We start from the raw sequence: 19811 nt of genomic DNA, 5'->3' as shown, positions 1-19811 counted from the left end.
AAGAATCTTATTTTTGTATAAATTGATTATAGCCCATTTCACTACTTTATACAAACATAATTGACCTCGTTAATTTTTTCTAAAATGATGTCTTGTTCCATTGACATGTAGTATAGCTGTATTTTACTATGGTGTTAGATATTTAGAATATTATCTAAATATCTAAAGGAGGAAATGTATTTTGAACGATGCCTTCAAAGCTTTGGCTGATCCGACCCGGCGTACAATCTTGCAGCTTTTAAAGGAAAAAAGCATGAGCGCAGGCGAAGTAGCTGAACATTTTCAAATTAGCAAACCCAGCATCTCCCACCATCTCAATATCCTAAAGCAGGCTGGGCTGGTGCTGGATGAACGACAGGGGCAAAACATTATATACACCCTGCATACAACGGTTGTGGCGGATGTCATCGGTTGGATGTTCAGTATAGCCCACTCCGATACCCCTGCCAGGAAAAATGTGAATCATATTAAGGATGGGGAGGAATCTGAATGAAATTTCGAACACCTTGGAGCTTGACGGATGTTTTGACAACTTTGATTGCCTTATCACCCGCCATAGGCGCTATACTGCTGTACGACCGGCTTCCCAATGTTCTAGCCTCGCATATTAACTTTAACAATACAGCAGACGGGTATACGAGCAAAAGTGGTTCTATTATCATGCTCGTGTTGTTGGGCCTAGTCCCGCTGGTCATTCGATTGGCACGCCACATGGACCCCAACAGAGCTAATTATGAGAAATTTTCAAAAGCCTATGAAGTTACGCGTGCAGGTGTTTCTGTAGTTCTCGCTGTAGCTGGATGGGGAATGCTGCTGTATAACCTGAATATACGACTGCAAATGAATGCTATAATTTTAGGGTTAATAGGCCTGATGCTGATGATGATGGGGAATTATATGACTCAGGTACAGCCGAACTATACGTTCGGTATCCGCACGCCGTGGACTCTGTCTAATCCCGAGGTATGGCGTAAAACGCACCGTTTCGGGGGGCCTATGATGATGCTTGGCGGTGCTTCAGCGTTGGTGGCGGCATGGATCGGTGGAATGGCGGGAGTAGTCATTTTCCTAACCGTACTGATCATATCCGTTATCTCTCCTGTACTCTATTCTTACTTGTTGTATCGTAAGCTAAACAAGTAAATAGACAAAGCCACACCTGAACCTAAAAAAGGAACCTCCCAAACCGCGATAAACGCAGAATGGGAGGTTCTTTTTTACAAGTGAATATTTATTTAAAACAACAGCTTATCGGGATGGATGCCTACACGCTCATCCAGATGAAGACCATTAATTCGGTCAATATCCTCAGTCGTTAGTTCAAAATCGAATAAATCAGCATTTTCGCGAATACGATGCGCGGTTACCGATTTGGGAATCGTCACAATCCCCCGATCCAGATGCCAACGCAAAATGACCTGCGAAGAGGTTTTACCGTATTTGGCAGCAATCTCAACGATGTCCGCTTGCTCGGTTAATTTCCCCTTCATCAGCGGGCTCCACGATTCTAGCTGAATCTGGTGCTCCCGGCAGTATTGATGCAGCTCTTGTTGTGTCAGACGTGGGTGAAGCTCCACTTGATTGATGACAGGAACCATGTTGCTATCTTGGAGGAGGTCTTCGAGATGGTGAACTTGGAAGTTACTAACGCCGATAGCGCGTACGCTTCCTTCTTCATACAAGCGTTCAAATGCTTTCCAGGTTTCCTTGTACTTATCCTTACCAGGCCAATGAATGAGATACAGATCAATGATATCCAGACCCAGCCGTTTACGACTTTCCTCAAAGGCACGCAGTGTTGAATCGTAGCCCTGATCCTGATTCCATAGCTTGGTGGTTACAAACAGATTTTCTCTAGCCGCTCCACTATCACGAATGGCTTGTCCAACCAGTTCCTCGTTGCCGTAGATCGCCGCTGTATCAATGTGACGGTAACCGACCTCAATAGCTGTTTTGACCGCTTCGTAGACCTCATTACCTTCCGCCTTGTAGGTACCAAAACCAAGCCAAGGCATCTGAACTCCGTTATTCAGTACAGTTGTATCTGCAATGTTCCCCATGTCTATTCCTCCTGTTCCTGATTATGAATTATCCAACGGGATGGTTACAGTTTAGTTGCATCCTGAAAAGCATTCACTTGAAGCGGAGCAGCCAACAATTCTTTAGCGGCGGCAACAAATGCCTGGAAATGGGCAGAATTATTATGGAAATCTACAGCAGCAGCATCTTTCCACTCTTCAACCATCGTAAATGCGTTGGGATCATTCAGATCCTGCATTAACGTGTAACGTACATTGCCTTCTTCAGCTTGGGATGCGCTGATCAGCCCTTTGGTTTGTTGCAAAAAAGTTTCTCTTTTCTCAGGTAAAACTTTCATATCGGCATGAATAATAATCATATTATGTTCCTCCTCGTATTATGTAACTATTTCTATTATAGACCATTCTTTCGATAGAATAAAAGTGCGGGCGTTTCTGTAATGCAGTAAAATGGATCGTATGGAGGAGATTATCGGCTGATTCGTTCCTCCTATATTTTGTTTAACGGCGGTGAAGGCATGTGCGTTTTCAGACAAAACTTATAGTATTTATATCCCTTTTAGTACTGGTAGTTACCGGGCTGTTGGGATTATCCTTTCGATATATGATCACCTCCGCTCTATATGATGAAATCGGAAAAAGGGCGCTAACCGTCGCCAATACCCTCGCCGTAGATGCGCAGGTCAGAGACGCTCTGGAGCGGACCGAGACGACGCAATTGCGTTCGCGTATCAACGAGGCCATAAAGCCCGTCCAAGCCAGCAGCGGAGCTGATTTTATTACTATTGCTGATCGTCATCTCATCCGGCAGTGGCATGTAAACCCGGAGCGCATCGGCACGCCTATGATAGACCCCATGAATGATAAGGTACTGCAAGGGCAGTCCTTGATCACTGAATCGACGGGCTCTCTTGGACCGTCAATACGCGCCAAAACAGCCGTTTATGATCAGCAAGGTAAGGCCATCGGGCTCGTCTCTGTAGGTTTTTTAATGACAGATGTGCAGCAAAATATTCGTACATACACATATGCATGGCTCTGGTTAATGGTGGGTGCTCTGATGATCGGCATATTGGGAAGCCTGATTATAGCGCAACGGGTACGCCGCGCACTGCATGGACTGGATCCAGTGGAGATCGGACGGTTGTACCAGGAAAAGCAAGCCATTATTGAGTCCATCGGCGAAGGGATTATCGCGGTAAATAGTAACGGACAAATCACACTTGCCAATCCACAGGCAGCTCGTTTGATCGGACTCCCACCGGAAACCTCTATCTACGGATGCGACCTTCGTCACTTGACTGGTGTTCCGGATGTACTGGTTGATATGCTTGTTGCCGATTACACAGTAGAGCATTCAACGATGGGGCCAGATCAGGGACAGTACATATGGAATAAGGAAATTGAGGTCCAGCAGCGAACTGTAGTCGTCAGCCGTGTGCCGATCCAGGATCGTTCCGGTCGCATCATGGGAACAGTTGCCAGTCTGCGTGACAAGACCGAACTGCTCCGAATGACACAACAGTTGACAGAGGTCAAAGATTATGCGGAAGTACTGCGATCACAAACACACGAATACGCCAATCGGCTGTATCTCATATCCGGCCTGATTCAGTTGGAGTGTTATGACGAAGCGGTGGACTTTATCACCCAGGAATCAGAGGAATATCGTGTACACAGGCCGATTGCCACTGCTCTCCTGCCCGATTCAATCATCGCCAGCCTACTGATCGGCAAGAAGAAACAGGCGCTGGAAAAAGGGATCTTACTCCATTCTGATATTAAAGGAGCATTCTCAACCCAGTCTCCTACGTTGGAGTGGTCCTTTCTCGCTTCCGTAGTCGGAAACCTGCTGGACAATGCCATGGAAGCTGTTGCGATGTCCTCCATCTCTGACGGACAGGTCTGGTTCCGGCTTGAAGAAACGACTGAAGCCATCATCGTCGAAGTTGCAGATAACGGATCGGGAATTTCGGACGATATCCAAGAAAAGCTGTTTGTCAGAGGAGCTTCGACCAAAGCAGAAGCTGGACATGGATATGGCCTTGCTCTCGTGCTGGAGTACACTGAACGAATGGGCGGCTCTATAGAAGTACACGAACGGCCTGGTGGTGGAAGTATTTTTGAGGTATACATTCCTTTACAAAGAACTGATACGAGTAATGATGCAAAAGGAGATTACGCCCATGAATGAGCGGGTTTTATCGGACATTGAGGTTCTTATTATTGAAGATGATCCGCGAATTGCGGAGATTAACCGCCGATTTATTGAAAAGGTGGATGGGTTCACCGTATGTGCAATCGCGACAAACGAATTTGAGGCAAAACTTCAACTGGACGTACTTCGTCCTCCTCTAGTCGTGCTGGATGTTTATTTTCCTGATACGGATGGTCTAACCCTGCTATCGTTCATCAAGCAACACTATCCGGGTACAGATGTTGTTATGCTGACTGCCGCCAAAGAAGCTGAAACAGTGGTACAAGCCGTTCGTGCAGGCGTGTTTGATTTTATCGTGAAGCCGCTTGTATTTGAGAGATTGCGTGCTACCTTGAAGGAATACGCCCGGTTTCGGCGACAAGTCACAACATGGCAGGAAGAACAATCCACGGTGGAGCAATCGGAAATTGACAGTTTGCTTCAAAGCGTGGGCACCGGTCGGATGGCAGGGAACGGAGTTGGAGAACTATGGGCCAAAGGCATCGATAAAGTGACTTGCGACAAAGTGCTAGATCTCCTGAATCGACGGGGTGAGGTGACTACAGGTACAGTGGGAATTGAGCTGGGTATGAGCCGTTCTACAGCCAGAAGGTATCTGGAGTACTTAGTGGAAAGTGGCGATGCGCACCACGATCAGGTGTACGGAACCGTTGGCAGACCAGAGCGTATCTATCGCCGACAGCGGGGAGATGCATAAACCATCCATCTCTGATGTCGGTACTTCTCCCTCCTCTTATTCGTAATTTTAATGAATTTAATTCATTTAATCGATCAAAACGGTTTAAATGACCACATTATTTACGTCCTCCTTCCCGATTGCTAGAATGATCATCAGTTAGTTGATTGATAATGATTATCAGTTTCTCTGGTAAGCATACTTGGAACGGGGGATAATATATGGCAACACCGAAACAACCACTGTGCACAGGCATGCTGCTTGCAGTGATCCTGGCACTACTGACGGTCATTATGGCGGGATGTGGAAGCCAGTCACAAGATAACAGCGCAGCAGCACCTCAAGCAACAGGCGACACTCGAATGATTAAACATGAGATGGGAGAAACCAAAGTTACGGGTACACCCAAAAGAATCGTAACCTTGGAATTCTCTTTTGTCGATGCTACAACCCAACTGGGCGTAACACCTGTCGGCATAGCTCAGGAAAATGACGATGATATTGATGGGCTGCTCGGCAAGAAAATCGACTTCACACCAGTAGGCACGCGCAAACAGCCCAACCTGGAGACGATCAGCTCCTTGAAGCCGGATTTGATTATTGCCGATCTGAATCGTCATAAAAGCATATACAAAGAACTAAGCGAGATTGCTCCGACCATTGTTCTAAAGAGCCGAAATTCCTCCTATGAACAAAACCTGGCATCCTTCAGTGTCATCGCCGATGCGTTGGGTGAGAAGGAAAAAGGCGAGCAAATTCTCGCGGCGCATAAAGCTACAATGGAAAAGTTGAAAGAAGGCATCAAAGCTGGTGAGCCACGCAGCGTATTGCTAGGGGTATTCCGTTCTGATTCACTATCGGCTCACGGCGCTTCATCCTTTGATGGACAACTGCTGGAGCAAGCAGGTATCCACAACGCCCTTCAAAATACAAGCGAACCTACCGTCAAGCTTACGCTTGAACAGATTTCACAAGCGGATCCTGATGTGATCTTTTTGGTGGAAGCCGACGAGAAGCTGATTGCGGAATGGAAGCAAAACCCGCTTTGGCAAAACATTACAGCCGTCAAAAAAGGGGAAGTTTACGAAGTAAACCGGGCACTATGGACCCGGTACCGTGGACTCGGCTCAGCCGAGAAAATACTGGAGCAAGCCATTTCGCTTCTGTATCCCGCGCAAAGTAAAGGAGACGGCTCCCATTGATCGGACAAGCCTCACGCGACCGGCTGAATAAGCCGGTCTTCTTTGCACTTATCGCTGCGTTGCTGGCTGGATTGCTACTCAGCGTGGCGATTGGCCCAGTCAGGATGGACATCCCCACCATGCTGACTGCGCTGTTCACCGAGCACCCGTCCAAGGATCAGCTCATTGTCTTGACGGTCCGCCTACCGCGTGCCGTTATTGGCCTAATCGTCGGGGCCGGGCTTGCCGTGGCAGGAGCCCTGATGCAGGCCATCACACGCAACCCGCTGGCTTCGCCGCAGGTATTCGGGGTCAGCTCAGGCGCTTCGCTGGCTGTCGTGCTGTCCGTCGTGCTGCTGCCGAATATCGGATCGTCCGGCAGCATTTATTTTGCTTTCGCCGGGGCCATCGCAGGCGGCTCCTTCGTATATGCGCTGGCCGGAACGGCGGGCATGACGCCGGTCAAGCTGGCCCTAGCCGGGATGGCCGTGCATCTGCTGCTGGCCTCCATCACCCAGGGACTGCTCGTGTTTAACGAGCAAATATCTGATGTGCTGTATTGGCTCGCCGGAGCCATCGACGGGTCCACATGGGCCGACACGCGTCTGGTGCTGCCATGGTTTGCCGTGGGTATGATTCTTGCACTGGCGCTAGCCCCTTCGCTATCTGTGCTGAGCCTCGGGACGGAGGTCGCACAGGGATTGGGACAAAACGTACGTCTTGTCCGCCTACTGGCCTCGGCCTCAGTGATTATGCTGGCAGGCTCTGCCATAGCGGTAGCCGGGTCCATCGGCTTTTTGGGCCTGATGGTACCGAATATCATCAAGATGTTTACAGGCGACAATTACAGACGGATCATCCCCCTGTCTGCAATCTGCGGAGGTCTTCTGCTGACCTATGCAGACGTGCTTGGACGATTTATTGCATTTCCTTATGAATCGCCCGTTGGCATTGTAACCGCACTGGTGGGCGCGCCCTTCTTTTTATATCTAGCGCATAAGAACGGGAGGGCTTCACGATGAAAAAACTGTGGATTTTACTCGCGCTCATGCTGAGTGTTGCTTTTATAGCTATAGGCGTAGGCAGCACCTACATTACGCCCGCTGAGCTGATCGCGGCTCTGACTGACCGGAATGCCTCTTCCTGGTTCATCGTTCACCATTATCGGCTGCCGCGCGGCCTGCTGGCCATCATGGCCGGAGCTGGGCTGGCAGTGGCCGGTGTTCTGCTGCAAGGCATGATCCGCAACCCGCTAGCCTCACCAGATGTGGTAGGTGTATCCAAAGGGGCCGGCTTTGCGGCGGTTCTCGTCATCGTACTGCTCCCCTCATCCCCAGTGGCGCTGTTGCCTGTAGCCGCCTTTGTCGGTGCCGGGCTAGCAGCACTGTTGCTCGTACAGCTTTCGATGAAGGGAGGCATGCGTCCCAACATGCTAGCCTTGACCGGACTGGCGGTGGGCGCTATTTTTCAGGCTGCGACCGACTATATACTGGTCAAGTATCCACTCGAAGCCAGCGACACGCTCACTTGGCTAGCTGGAAGTCTGTGGGGCAAAGGCTGGGACGAAGTGTATGGGCTACTGCCGTGGTTAATCGTGTTACTACCTCTCGCCTATGCACTACAGCGCAAGCTGGATATTATGAGCCTAGATGAGGAAAGCTCTGCTGGGCTGGGACTTAGCGTGAAGCGTGTGCGTACAGGACTGCTAGCCGTGTCAGTCGCCTTGGCTGCCTCCTGTGTCGCTGCCATCGGCTCCATCGGATTTATCGGACTGCTGGCACCGCATCTGGCACGACGGTTATTTGGCAATCGCCACCGCTATCTATTGCCCGGCTCGGCGATGATCGGCGCGCTGATTCTCGTCCTCTCCGACGCGCTCGGACGGGGTCTGAAGCCGCCGCTCGAAATTCCCGCTGGCATCGTGACAGCCGTCATTGGCGCGCCATATTTTTTGTATCTATTACTACGGGAACGCAAACAGAAAGGCAGCGGATAGGATGAGGATAAGGAGTTGCGCATCGCAGCTAAACGCTGTATTATACCGTAGCGTTTAGCTGCGTTACCTTCTCACCTGTACACCGATACGCTGATTAATTTCTTTTGTAAACGATTTATCATGTAGTAATCTCTTTTTAAAATCATTTATCATCTCAGGCAAGCTGGCATTTGTGTTAGGATCCAAATCGTTAAAAAAGACAGCTAGCTCTGTCAAATGCCCTTCCTTATCTGTCGCATACATGGCCAGTGTCAAAACGTAAGCTGTGGAGCCACCTTTTTGCCCAGTATGTTTCAGAAATTGCTGGTTTTCAGGAAGAACCATAAGAGGTTTCTCCATGACCTCGGACAATAACTTTTGCTCAGCTTTTGTGAACCCTTGACGGCGGTTCAGCTTACTCATTAAAAAGGCATAATCGGCTGTCGTTGAAGCTATAAAACGATCCGTATTGATACGGTCATAATCCTGATCATACCAGGTCTTAATATCTGCGTTTCTCTTGTAAGAACCACTCACATCACGGCGCAGCTTGTTATGAATCACACGGGCATATCGGCGAAACTCCGTGTCAGACATCGCCTGGATGGCTTCTTTGGCAGAAATATTATTCTTTGTATTATTCCAATTCTCACCTTGGCTCTCCTTCATACGTTCGTAAGGAATCAGAATAGAGGATACAAAAGGATAAATAGGATCATGATTTTGCAAACCCAAGTTGGCTCTCGTCCGATTGATCGCTTCCAACCCCAGTTTGTCCATTAAATACTCCGCATTGGCGTTGGAACTGAATTGAATCATCCCCTTGGCAACCTCGCGTACAGATACAGTTTCATTCTGTATCCGCCCTTTAGCTTCCATATCCTGTAGCCACGCCGCATGAGCACCACCATCCAAACCTGGCAAATAAAACCTTTCCAGCGAAATCAGCTTCACTCTCTTATCCGGGTTAATCTGACCCACCGCCGCTTGCTTGGCATATTCAATCGCAATGATCGTTTTGACGGTGCTCGCCAAAGGCATCATCCGGTTCTCTTCTTGGCCTGCCAGCTTTTTTCCATCTCTCAGAATCGTAATCGAAACCTTTTCTGCATTCGCCTCCACAAAATGAAGTAAACGCGTGGCAGCATCCTGTTCCTTCGTTTCTTCCTTAACGTCAGCTGCAATCGCAGTTGTGGGTCGGACGGTATTCGGGGGATTAGCCACTTGATTCTGCATGAAAGATAGTAATCTTGTTGTCACACCCATAACGATGAGCACTGTAGCCACAATAGTTGCTATTATGATAAGGCGCTTTCGTTTCACTATAACCTCCCCCTGTATGCATTTCATACATAGGTTTATTTTCCCATTTTTATATTTCAATTTCTATTTTAAACGAAAATACAGTACAAAAAGTTTCATTACGTGTCATATTTTCAAATAACACAAAAAAGAGAGCCTCCTGTACATAACACAGGCTGACTCTCTTTCACTATTCTTCAACACTTATGCTGGATAGGGTACTTCGGTTCCATTCAAAATGAGGTGCATTCGAATTTCCGCTTTTAAGGAATCGGATACGGCACAATATTTTTCCTTACCCATCTGAATTGCTTTCCATACGCGGTAATCCGGAATATCTCCATCTACGTGGAATGTCAGATCAATCGCTGTAAAGCCTGTCGGCGTTTCTTCCTTGCGCGTACCTTCTGCGTCAATATCAATGCGAGTAATGTCTGACAAGAAACGATCCAAAATCATTGTGATATCGATACCCATACATCCTGCCAGACCTGCCAATAGCAGTTCCATGGGTGTCATTCCTTTACCATCACCGCCATAAGCCGCCGTAGCATCCATCCCTACAGAATAACCGGATGGTCCCTCCGAAGTAAACGCGCGTTTGCCGTGCCAAGTTGTAGATACTTTCATGTTCAAAGGCCTTCTTTCCATTTTAATAATCTATGATTCATCCTCGATCTTATTTTAAAATTCACTGATTTGGCGTAAAAATTTCTGTGTTCTCTCATGCTGGGGAGTATCAAAAAACGCCTGTGGCGCTGCCTCCTCCAAAATGATACCATCTGCCATAAATACGACCTTGTCCGCCACCTCACGAGCAAATTTCATCTCATGGGTAACCACGACCATCGTCATCCCGTCTTGAGCCAATTCTCGCATAACACCCAGCACTTCCCCTACCAGCTCGGGATCAAGCGCCGATGTCGGCTCGTCGAACAGCATAATCGTCGGGTCCATCGCCAGCGCACGCGCAATGGCTACCCGTTGCTGCTGTCCACCGGACAGACGTGAAGGATGTACATCCTGCTTGTCCGATAACCCCACCCGCTCCAACAACCGTTGTCCGATGGACATAGCCTTGTCGCGCGGCATTTTTTTTACGGTCAGCAGTCCTTCAATGACATTGCCGATGGCGGTTTTGTGCGGATACAGATTGAATTGCTGGAACACCATCCCCGTCTGTTTGCGAATATCACGAATGGCTGCTTGGCGGATACGAACGGGAGCTGTAGCATCGACCTCAATCCCATTCACCTCAAACTTGCCGGAAGACAGCTCTTCTAGACCGTTCAGGCAGCGCAGCAAGGTACTTTTACCTGAACCGCTCGGGCCGAGTAATACGACGATTTCACGAGCGGCAACCTGAAAATCAATGCTTTTCAGAACCTCTACCTGTCCGAATCGTTTACCTAATCCGTTTGTTGTTATCATCATCTATCATCTCCACCTTAATAAGCTCGAGCCAGACGCTTTTCCACCCGCTCCAGTATAGCGGAGAATCCAATGCTCATAATCCAGTACATCAGGCCAATTTCGAGCAGAAACGGCATGTAGCGCAAATACTGTGCTTGTAAAAGCTGTGCCTGTCGCATCAATTCACTGACCCCGATCACCGACACCAGCGATGTTTCTTTAAGCATACCCACAAATGTATTCCCCATCGGTGCAATTGCAATGCGTACCGCCTGAGGAAGAATAATACGCCACATCGTTTGACCGGGCGACATTCCCGTCGCATAAGCTGCCTCAGTCTGTCCCTGGGGTACGGCTAAAATAGCTCCACGGAACGTCTCCGACAAGTACGCCCCTGTATTAATACTAAGTGCTAAACAAGCAGCCGTCAGCGATCCGAATGATATTCCATAATCATCCAGTCCATAATAAATGACCGCAATCTGCACCAAAACCGGCGTTCCCCGAATGATCGATACATACATGCGCGCCAGCCATCGAACGGGTCGATTCCCCTTCAACCGGGCCACAGCAACAACCAAACCAATGATTAGGCCAAAAAACATAGAGACAATCGTAATATATAGCGTATAATAAGCACCCTTTAATAAAAAAGGGACGTTCTCCCACATTAATTCAAGCATTGGTTATATTCCCTTCTTTCAGACGAGTGGCCCCATGTCAGCATGAAAGCCAAGACTGGAGCCAGACGCCTCTAACAGGCTTACGTTATTCTTTTGGCTCCTCGCCAAACCATTTTTTGAAAATTGTTTTGTAAGTGCCGTCTTCCTTCATTTCCTTCAAAGCCTTGTTCAAGGCTTCTTTGAGCTCAGGAGTTTTCTGGTTAATGGCTACACCCGCTTGATCCGATTTAATCGGCTCGCCTACGGCTTTAATTTGGAAACCGTTTTTATCAATAATAGGCTTGAGAGCATACAGATTGTTGATTGTTGCGTCAATACGACCAGAGTTTAGATCCTTTAAGGAAGTAATGACATCATCATATGTTTTAATCTCAAAATCGCCTACCTTCGGCAGTACCTCATTCCGCAGATAAGATTCATCATTCGTTCCCAGGCCGACACCAATGGTTTTGTCTTTAAAGTCCTCCAGCTTGGTAATATCATTCGTTTTGCTGTTTACGATAATGTTTACATTGTTTGTGATATAAGGCTCTGTGAAGTCAATGGCCTTCTTACGATCCTCTGTAATCGTCACCTGACTAATCACTGCATCGAATTTTTTCTTTTGCAAACTTGGAACCAGTCCCGAAAATTCTTGTGCCGTGAACTCCGGTTTCACTCCAATCCGCTTCGCCAATTCTTTGGCGATATCCACATCAAATCCGTCCAATTCCTTGTTATCGTTCAAGAAATTGTACGGCGGATAGGTACCCATCATGCCTACCTTCATTACACCAGCCTTTTTGATTGCTTCGAGCTGGTTACTCGCTGCCACATTACTGCTACCCGCTCCATTGCTAGTATTAGAAGCTTCTGGCTTAGTACCGCAAGCGCTCAGCACAAGGCTGAACAATGCCAGAGCCATAAGTATAGTTACCAAGAACCCTTTTTTACGTGTTTTCATGTATCCTTCTCTCCTGTCTGGATGTAAATGATTGAGTTCATATATGTGATTTGGCTATATTATTTGTTGCCAACTACCCATTCATGCGATGTTGACCCTCTAGCTTTGACCTAATAATCCGTAAAATTCAAAATTAGCCGCTTCTTCTGCCAATCTTTTAGCAGTTATCTGCGTGATGTGGTCATGTGTTCCCTCTGAACCGAATAGCCAGCGTGTAATGACACCTTCGATCATGCTCATGAGTAGTGCCGCCCTTAATTCGACATCCAATTCAGCAGGCAACATGTTCAGCTCGATCGCTCTTTCCATATTGCGCCGGAATGCCAGCTCCATCGCAGCCCTTGTCTCTCGGATACTCTGGCGCACCGGTTCATCGACACCGCTGCCGATCAGCAGCAACCCCATCAGATAGCGGTTCTCCAATGCAAAATCAAATAATCGAACAAACAGCGCTTCCGAAGCCTTAACCATATCAGCCAGCGTTCCCGCATCACGGCGATATCCCTGTCCAATCGCTGACAGTAGTTGTTCACGACCGGTGGCGATAATCTCCAGCGCCAGTGCCTCTTTGCTTTTAAAATGCCAATAAAACGTGCCTTGGGCTACTCCCGCCTCTACCACGATATCTGAAATCTTCGTTTGGTGGTAACCCTGCTCGGCGAACCGCTTTAATGCAATGTGAAGAAGCTGTGTTCTGCGGTCTGTTTCTTCTCCCGCATGCTCAGCAGGTTGGTCATTTGAGTCAATCTCGGACTGCTTCGCCTTCCGTGGCTGCATGGATTTCCTCCTCCCGATTGATCAGTCAGTCAGTTTTGTATTTTTAATCCTATAGGATAAGTATACTTTTGTCAAAGAAAAAAGTGTCAGAAGAAAATAAAGTTTTGCTGCTCCAAGCGGCTTTTAAATTTTAAAAACCGACAGATCCCATAAAATAAGTATTAGACTGGCGCCAACAAAAAAGACAGCGGCAGTCTCAGACTACCGCTGTTTTATTAAACTAACGTTTCTCGTTAGCGTAATGGGTTCATTGTCATTAGCCTCAACCGCTTACTTGTTTGCTCAGACTCCTGGCAACAGCTGGGGCATGATGCTTTTGCCATAATCCAAGACGTACTTATTAATCTCTGAGACAAGTTTTGTGTCCTTAGTTTTGTAGTGCACCTTGTTAATTACGAAGTAACCTGTACTAGAATATTGCTCATCACTCGAAAACATCAACGTAAAACGATAAAACAAAAAAGCCGCTAAAATAGCGACTTCAAATGGGACTATGCTCTTGTCCCCCGACAGTTAATCCAGATACAAAATCTCAATCTCGCCCGGAGCGAAGGATTGCTCTGCGTAATTCCCCCCCCAATCACAAAGCGATCTCAAAATGGGTTCAAGTGATTGACCCAGTTCCGTCGTTGAATATTCCACCTTAGGCGGTACCTGATTGTACATCTTTCTGCGAATTAATCCGTCTGTTTCCAGTTCCCGAAGAGTTTGAATCAGCATCTTTTGCGATATATTATGAACGAGTCGCTTAAGCTCTCCCGTCCGTTTAGGTCCTTTTATTAAATAGTACAGAACAAGCCCCTTCCACTTTCCTCCGATAACCTCTAGTGTAACTTCCAGTTCACAGAAAAATGTTTTCATATCAATACACCATCTCCCGATCTAAGAATATCCCCTTCATGTATCGCTTGATCCTTCAAGGATCACTGAAGGAAAAATTGAACGTTACATGGAGGGGATAATACAATCGCCTTTAAGTTGATTTAAAAATCTTTGTCGTTTGAAAATTACTATGTCCTGGTTAAACTTGAGCTACTCCGCCATCTACGAATAATTCAACGCCGTTCATATAGCTGCTTTCATTAGAGGCTAGGAACATGACAGCATTGGAGATCTCTTCAACCTGCCCCACTCTGCCGAGCGGAATATCATTTTTTGCCTGTTCCAGTAAATGATCTAGTTCAGAGCCAAATAACTCATCGTACGCCGGCGTTACGATTGTTCCCGGACTAAGGATGTTTATACGAATTTCGGTCCCTCTCATATCAAGAATCCAGCTGCGGACGAGCTGTCTGATCGCTGCCTTGGATGCACCATAGATACTAAACGCTGGCATCCCCGTCGAGCCAGCAGTGGATCCCGTTAGAATAATCGAACCTCTTTTATTTGGAAACAAAGCTAATGCCTTTTGTACTGTAAAGATGGTTCCTTTCACGTTGACATCGAAAGTCTTGTAGTATTGTGCTTCTGTAATTTCTCCTAATGGAAGCAATGACCCTAGTCCGGCATTTGCAAAGAGAATGTCCAAGTGTCCCTTTTCTCGCTTAACTGTTTCAAATAATATATCTAGATCTTCCGATTTAGATATGTCACCTCGGACACCTGTAACATTCTTTCCGATCTGCTTTACTGCTTCATCCAGTTCACGTTGTCTGCGTCCCGTGATAAAAACGTAAGCCCCTTCTTTTACGAACTGTTGTGCCGACGCGAGACCGATGCCGCTTGTACCTCCGGTTACAACTGCTACCTTCCCGTCAAATTTCCCCATTCTATTACACTCCTTTTATAATGATTTATATGGTATAGGATGCTCTGTCTGCTTCATGAACCTCCTATGAACGATAGTATGGGGGAAAAGTTACAAGAAAAACAGTACCCACTTTTTTGTGATATAGTCACCAAAAAGTGATAATTGAGGCGGCACAAGCGTTTGTTTTTACAGCCTAACAGATGGAAGTGAGCTCCATTAAGTTTGAGATTGTATATGTGCTTTTAATTTCTGCCGGACTTCTTTGTCCGGTTCTGTTGACCCAACAGGTGTCAATGCCCGACTGAAGACCACCATCTGAAATATGACTTATGACGTAATTGAAAAATTCTCCCTTCGGTTTTTGATAACCAATGCTTTGCGAATCAAAGATATCCTCGAAAAACTTATATAGCCCAGACTGCTTCAAGCGTTTGATTTGCGTGTGAGTGATACCATACGTGATTACGAACATTCGATGGGTCTTTGATAAGCGATGACAGGCATCCATTGCGCCTTCCATAAGCAATTGGTTTCCATCTCCCAACAATTCTCTATACAAACCTTCCCATTCCAAGCCGACCACGATTTCCCTCATTCTCAACATTGTAAAAGAGGGCTCCATTAATTACTCACCACATGATACCACGTATTTGAACTATCCTGCCCGTTAGCTTAAACAAGTACCGGCAGTCTAATGTGGTGTAGTGCTTATGAAAAGTAAATAAGCCCATAACCGTATTTGGAAGCAAATGAATTTTCCAATTTATAAGGGTATGGGCTCTCTTTGATCCTAAATAAGGCAGTGTAGGTTCTTATCACTTATAAAACATCATCGTCTGCTAATATACATTAGCATGTTGCTCTTATATGGTAAAAGCAATTTGTTGAGATATCGTACCCGTCGTTCAATGCCAATCCCATTCCGAATAATGGTGATTATTAGGCCCTGTTAGAGCCTCGCGAACGTGATGTAATCGACTTGGACAGGCTCTACCGATTCGATCCGAAGCGCCCGGTTGATCTGTCCCCGGTGATATTGCCCATGTAAGAGGACCTGTGACAGGATGTCCCGGACGGACGTTTGGAACGGAACCCCGCTCTGATTCGCATAGTCGATCATCTCGTCCAACTCGGATTCCTCAAGTCCTTCGATATAGACGCGATATTGCTCGGCGTTTTCTTCGAACATCGTCCGGATCGCCGTCAGGTCTTCTGCTTCCTCCCACAACGAATATTGGGCGCTGCCCTTGCCCGGCAATCGGGACAGCCAGACTCGTTCCGCGACCGCGACGTGCCGAACCAGCTTCAGAAGGTCCTTGTTCTTCGTCTCACTCTTCTCGAGCGCGTCCAGGATGCGTCCGTCCGCCCAGTACAGGTGGTCCATCATGCACTTGATCGTCTTCATTTCGGTTTCCCCTCTTCGTCTCATCGATTACTTGAACCTACTATTAACCGTTAGTTTAAGCATTTAAATGAACTAAAACAACCTTTACACCAGCCTCATTTTTACGTTCAGCCTTGAAAAATCTTTGATACTTTAATTTCATAACTCTTCTCAGGCAGTGCCTTTTTTAAAAAAAATCATTTGGCTAGGTCTATTTTGTTATTGTCTTTTTCGGGTTTTTAGCTGCTTTAACTTTCATGGGAGTTCAATAAAAAAGGAAGCTCCAGCGCCAAATATTAATTAAAGAACATACGCGGGTAGCATGTAGTGCTTCTAAAGGAGCCTTATATTAATCCAAGCACTAAGAAAACGCTTTATTTGCTCAGTCTACAACTTTATTTTCTTTAAACAAAAAGAGAACCTCCACAGAGGTTCTCTTTATCCTATATGTTGCTGCTACAGCAATGCTTTTGCCGCAATATCCGTACGGTTTTGTTTACCTTCAAAGGTAATACGATCCGCCTGTTCGTAAGCTTTGTCACGTGCCTCGGCAATGTCACGCCCCAAGCCAACCACGCCTAGTACGCGTCCTCCGTTCGTTACCCACTCACCCTGTTCGTTGATGCCCGTTCCAGCATGGAATACAATAGCTTCGTCTACCTGTTCCAATCCGTGGATAGGTACGCCTTTGGCGTAAGCTGCAGGATAACCTCCGGATGCCAGCACCACGCACACCGCCGCTTCATCCTTCCACTCAATCTCCACCTGATCCAGCGTGCCATTTACAGCAGCGAGAAAAATATCGAGCAGATCGGATTTCAAACGAGGCAGAACCACTTGAGTTTCCGGATCACCGAAACGTGCATTAAACTCAATGGTCTTCGGCTTGCCGTCCGGCGAAATCATCAATCCGGCAAATAATACACCTCGGAATGGACGCCCTTCAGCAACCATGGCCTTGGCCGTCGGCTTAATAATCGTCTCAATAGCTTCCTCAATAATGGAATTGGCTATGTGAGGCAATGGAGAATACGTACCCATGCCGCCTGTATTTGGCCCTTTGTCATTATCAAAAATAGGCTTGTGGTCTTGCGCCGCGGCCATCGGACGAACCGTTTCACCATCGACAAAGGAGAGAATCGACATTTCCTGACCAGCCAGAAACTCCTCAATCACGACTTGTGCCCCGGCTTCACCAAACACCTTGGTCACCATAATGTCAGAGAGAGCCTTTTCCGCTTCCTCCATCGAGTAAGCGACCGTTACCCCTTTGCCTGCCGCCAGTCCGTCTGCCTTAATGACGATCGGGATCGGTTGCTCCTTCAAGTATGCATGTGCTTCCTCGTAAGTATAAAACTTACGATAGGTTGCTGTCGGAATATGATATTTATGGAGCAAATCCTTCATGAAGATTTTGCTACCTTCAATTTCCGCTGCATTTTTACGCGGTCCGAATACGGGAATGCCTTTCGCTTCAAAAGCATCCACAATGCCATCTGCCAGCGGATCATCGGGGCCAACCACGACAAGTCCGACCTTTTTGGATTCCGCCAGTTCTGTCAGCGCGTCAAAGTCACTCACCGGAATCGGCACACACTCCGCTAACTGTCCGATACCAGCATTGCCTGGTGCGCAATAGATTTGTCCGGCCTTGGGGCTTTTCTTCAGCGACCACACAATTGCATGTTCGCGGCCGCCCCCTCCGATAACCAAAATATCCATTCAGGTGATTCCTCCCGCTCCCATTAAGATTGTTCAAGTGAAAATGCTGCTGCATCCTCAACTCATACAAGTTAGTGCTTGAAATGACGTACGCCTGTAAAGACCATGGCAATGCCGTATTCGTTAGCAACCTTGATGGACTCTTCGTCTTTGATGGAGCCGCCCGGCTGAATAACTGCCGTGATGCCTGCTTTAGCTGCCAACTCCAACGTATCGCCCATCGGGAAAAATGCATCGGATGCCAGTACGGCACCTTTTGCTTTGTCACCGGCCTGCTCGATAGCAATCTTGGCCGCACCGACACGGTTCATTTGTCCTGCGCCTACGCCAATGGTCATATTATCTGCCGCCAGTACGATGGCGTTGGATTTCACATGCTTAACCACTTTCCAGCTAAACAAAAGCTGCTTCAGTTCTTCCTCGGATGGTGCCCGCTCCGTTACAACTGTTAGTGCATCCGAGTCTACAGCGTGAATGTCATTTTGCTGAACTACCATGCCGCCTTCAATGGAAGTCACGACGAAACAGCTCTCTGCCTGTTCAGACCGGGAAAGCTCACCCAGATCAAGCAAACGAATATTTTTCTTTTTCGTTAAAATCTCCAATGCTTCTTTCGTAAATCCCGGTGCCAGTACAATTTCCAAAAAGATCTCACTCAGCTTATTCGCTGTATCACCATCAATAATCCGGTTAGCCGCTACGATGCCACCAAAAATCGAGGTTGGATCAGCTGCATACGCCTTGCTGTACGCTTCATAAATACTTCCGCCAATCCCCACACCACAAGGATTCATATGCTTAACTGCTACTACGGTAGGTTCGCTGAATTCTTTGACAATTTGCAAAGCGGCATTCGCATCATTGATGTTATTGTAAGACAGCTCTTTGCCGTGAAGTTGTTTCGCTGTTGTCAGTGTACCCTTCGCCGCCAATGGCTCACGGTAAAATGCCGCCTGCTGATGCGGATTTTCTCCATAACGCAAATCCTGAATTTTTTCATAGGTTACAGTGTAACGCTCAGGCAACGGCTCGCCTGTCACATTCGACAAATAATCGGATATCAAAGCGTCGTATGACGCCGTATGACGGAAAACTTTTGCGGCCAAACGCTTACGGGTATTCAGCTCCGTATCGCCATCCTTACGGATTTCCTCCAACACTGTGCTATAGTCATCAGCATCGACTACCACACTGACAAAAGCATGATTTTTTGCCGCAGAACGAAGCATCGTTGGACCGCCGATGTCGATATTTTCAATCGCGTCCTCATAAGTTACACCGGGTTTGGCGATCGTTTCCGCAAAAGGATACAGATTCACAACGACCAGATCAATATAACCCAATCCAAGCTCTTTCATCTGACGCTGATGCTCTTCATTATCCCGAACAGCCAGCAAGCCGCTGTGTACCGCAGGGTGGAGTGTTTTAACACGTCCATCCATAATTTCAGGAAAACCCGTTACCTCGGAAATGCCGATGACAGGAATGCCCTCCTTCGACAACAAGCTGCTCGTTCCCCCTGTCGAAACGATCTCCACACCCAATTTGGACAACTCGCGGCAAAATTCCACGATCCCTCGCTTATCCGATACGCTGACGAGCGCTCTTTTAATACTCACCCTGTCTCCTCCTTTAGCTCTTTCAGAATTTTGCAAAATTCTCTTTTATCATTTTATTTCCCGAGAAATATCGGAAAATGCCTGTACAGCATCCTTGATATAACAATGATATGACAAATTACAATCATT

Annotated in this window: 21 protein-coding genes; 7 read left to right on the top strand and 14 right to left on the bottom strand. The window is 47.1% G+C overall.

Features of this window, described 5'->3' with window-relative positions; genetic code table 11:
- Positions 1-181 precede the first annotated feature (181 nt).
- Together MLD56_RS04380 and MLD56_RS04375 are read left to right on the top strand one after the other, a co-directional pair.
- Positions 182-493: an autorepressor SdpR family transcription factor gene (locus tag MLD56_RS04380; RefSeq protein ID WP_029517140.1), complete on the top strand. Its 312-nt coding sequence runs from the start codon at positions 182-184 to the stop codon at positions 491-493.
- Entirely contained in the window at positions 490-1143 is a 654-nt protein-coding gene (locus MLD56_RS04375; protein WP_029517141.1) for an SdpI family protein, read from the top strand. Before MLD56_RS04380 ends, MLD56_RS04375 begins: the two co-directional genes overlap by 4 nt.
- A gap of 92 nt (positions 1144-1235) precedes the next feature.
- On the opposite strand, the gene MLD56_RS04370 is transcribed toward MLD56_RS04375, so the two are convergent.
- Together MLD56_RS04370 and MLD56_RS04365 are read right to left on the bottom strand one after the other, a co-directional pair.
- Positions 1236-2060 (bottom strand): aldo/keto reductase, encoded by an 825-nt coding sequence (locus tag MLD56_RS04370; RefSeq protein ID WP_029517142.1) that lies wholly within the window; start codon positions 2058-2060, stop codon positions 1236-1238.
- A 44-nt stretch (positions 2061-2104) separates the two neighbouring features.
- Positions 2105-2398: a putative quinol monooxygenase gene (locus tag MLD56_RS04365; protein WP_029517143.1), complete on the bottom strand. Its 294-nt coding sequence runs from the start codon at positions 2396-2398 to the stop codon at positions 2105-2107.
- 161 nt (positions 2399-2559) lie between these two features.
- Here MLD56_RS04365 and MLD56_RS04360 point away from each other — a divergent pair, with 161 nt between their 5' ends.
- The 5 genes from MLD56_RS04360 to MLD56_RS04340 all read left to right on the top strand — a co-directional run bounded on the left by MLD56_RS04360 (position 2560) and on the right by MLD56_RS04340 (position 8110).
- Positions 2560-4233 carry an ATP-binding protein gene (locus tag MLD56_RS04360; RefSeq protein ID WP_029517144.1) on the top strand — a complete coding sequence of 558 codons (1674 nt, stop codon included), beginning with the start codon at positions 2560-2562 and terminating at the stop codon, positions 4231-4233.
- Positions 4226-4954 (top strand): response regulator, encoded by a 729-nt coding sequence (locus MLD56_RS04355; protein ID WP_029517145.1) that lies wholly within the window; start codon positions 4226-4228, stop codon positions 4952-4954. Before MLD56_RS04360 ends, MLD56_RS04355 begins: the two co-directional genes overlap by 8 nt.
- A gap of 200 nt (positions 4955-5154) precedes the next feature.
- Positions 5155-6135: an ABC transporter substrate-binding protein gene (locus MLD56_RS04350; protein WP_029517146.1), complete on the top strand. Its 981-nt coding sequence runs from the start codon at positions 5155-5157 to the stop codon at positions 6133-6135.
- Positions 6132-7136, top strand: a complete 1005-nt coding sequence (locus MLD56_RS04345; protein WP_165149927.1) for a FecCD family ABC transporter permease — start codon at positions 6132-6134, stop codon at positions 7134-7136. Before MLD56_RS04350 ends, MLD56_RS04345 begins: the two co-directional genes overlap by 4 nt.
- On the top strand, positions 7133-8110 hold the full coding sequence (locus MLD56_RS04340) for a FecCD family ABC transporter permease (protein ID WP_241113476.1): 978 nt from the start codon (positions 7133-7135) through the stop codon (positions 8108-8110). The genes MLD56_RS04345 and MLD56_RS04340 overlap by 4 nt, the downstream gene beginning before the upstream one ends.
- 63 nt (positions 8111-8173) lie before the next feature.
- Here MLD56_RS04340 and MLD56_RS04335 read toward each other — a convergent pair whose 3' ends face one another.
- The 12 genes from MLD56_RS04335 to purH form a co-directional block, all read right to left on the bottom strand.
- Entirely contained in the window at positions 8174-9412 is a 1239-nt protein-coding gene (locus MLD56_RS04335) for a serine hydrolase (RefSeq protein WP_029517151.1), read from the bottom strand.
- Positions 9413-9595: 183 nt separating this feature from the next.
- Positions 9596-10021, bottom strand: coding sequence for an OsmC family protein (locus tag MLD56_RS04330; protein ID WP_029517152.1), 426 nt, complete (start codon positions 10019-10021; stop codon positions 9596-9598).
- A gap of 54 nt (positions 10022-10075) precedes the next feature.
- Positions 10076-10825: an amino acid ABC transporter ATP-binding protein gene (locus MLD56_RS04325; RefSeq protein WP_080658616.1), complete on the bottom strand. Its 750-nt coding sequence runs from the start codon at positions 10823-10825 to the stop codon at positions 10076-10078.
- 14 nt (positions 10826-10839) lie between these two features.
- A complete protein-coding gene (locus MLD56_RS04320; protein WP_029517154.1) occupies positions 10840-11487 on the bottom strand; it encodes an amino acid ABC transporter permease in 648 nt (215 codons plus the stop codon).
- 85 nt (positions 11488-11572) lie between these two features.
- Positions 11573-12430 (bottom strand): transporter substrate-binding domain-containing protein, encoded by an 858-nt coding sequence (locus MLD56_RS04315; RefSeq protein WP_029517155.1) that lies wholly within the window; start codon positions 12428-12430, stop codon positions 11573-11575.
- 99 nt (positions 12431-12529) lie between these two features.
- Complete coding sequence (locus MLD56_RS04310) at positions 12530-13207, bottom strand: TetR/AcrR family transcriptional regulator (protein ID WP_029517156.1); 678 nt, start codon at positions 13205-13207, stop codon at positions 12530-12532.
- A 513-nt stretch (positions 13208-13720) separates the two neighbouring features.
- A complete protein-coding gene (locus tag MLD56_RS04305; RefSeq protein WP_019685981.1) occupies positions 13721-14068 on the bottom strand; it encodes a winged helix-turn-helix transcriptional regulator in 348 nt (115 codons plus the stop codon).
- 160 nt (positions 14069-14228) lie between these two features.
- Positions 14229-14975, bottom strand: coding sequence for an SDR family NAD(P)-dependent oxidoreductase (locus MLD56_RS04300; protein ID WP_165149917.1), 747 nt, complete (start codon positions 14973-14975; stop codon positions 14229-14231).
- Positions 14976-15150: 175 nt separating this feature from the next.
- Positions 15151-15561, bottom strand: a complete 411-nt coding sequence (locus MLD56_RS04295; protein ID WP_241113475.1) for a YjjG family noncanonical pyrimidine nucleotidase — start codon at positions 15559-15561, stop codon at positions 15151-15153.
- A gap of 345 nt (positions 15562-15906) precedes the next feature.
- Positions 15907-16362, bottom strand: a complete 456-nt coding sequence (locus MLD56_RS04290) for a DinB family protein (protein WP_165150840.1) — start codon at positions 16360-16362, stop codon at positions 15907-15909.
- A 435-nt stretch (positions 16363-16797) separates the two neighbouring features.
- Positions 16798-18063 (bottom strand): phosphoribosylamine--glycine ligase, encoded by a 1266-nt coding sequence (gene purD / locus MLD56_RS04285; RefSeq protein ID WP_029516029.1) that lies wholly within the window; start codon positions 18061-18063, stop codon positions 16798-16800.
- Between the two features lie 71 nt (positions 18064-18134).
- Positions 18135-19682, bottom strand: coding sequence for a bifunctional phosphoribosylaminoimidazolecarboxamide formyltransferase/IMP cyclohydrolase (gene purH / locus MLD56_RS04280; protein WP_241113474.1), 1548 nt, complete (start codon positions 19680-19682; stop codon positions 18135-18137).
- Positions 19683-19811: the final 129 nt, after the last annotated feature.

Origin of the sequence: Paenibacillus peoriae (assembly GCF_022531965.1) — a bacterium.
GTDB lineage: Bacteria > Bacillota > Bacilli > Paenibacillales > Paenibacillaceae > Paenibacillus > Paenibacillus polymyxa_D.
The sequence above is the reverse complement of the archived record's forward strand: the minus strand, read 5'-3'. Positions and strand labels throughout refer to the sequence as shown.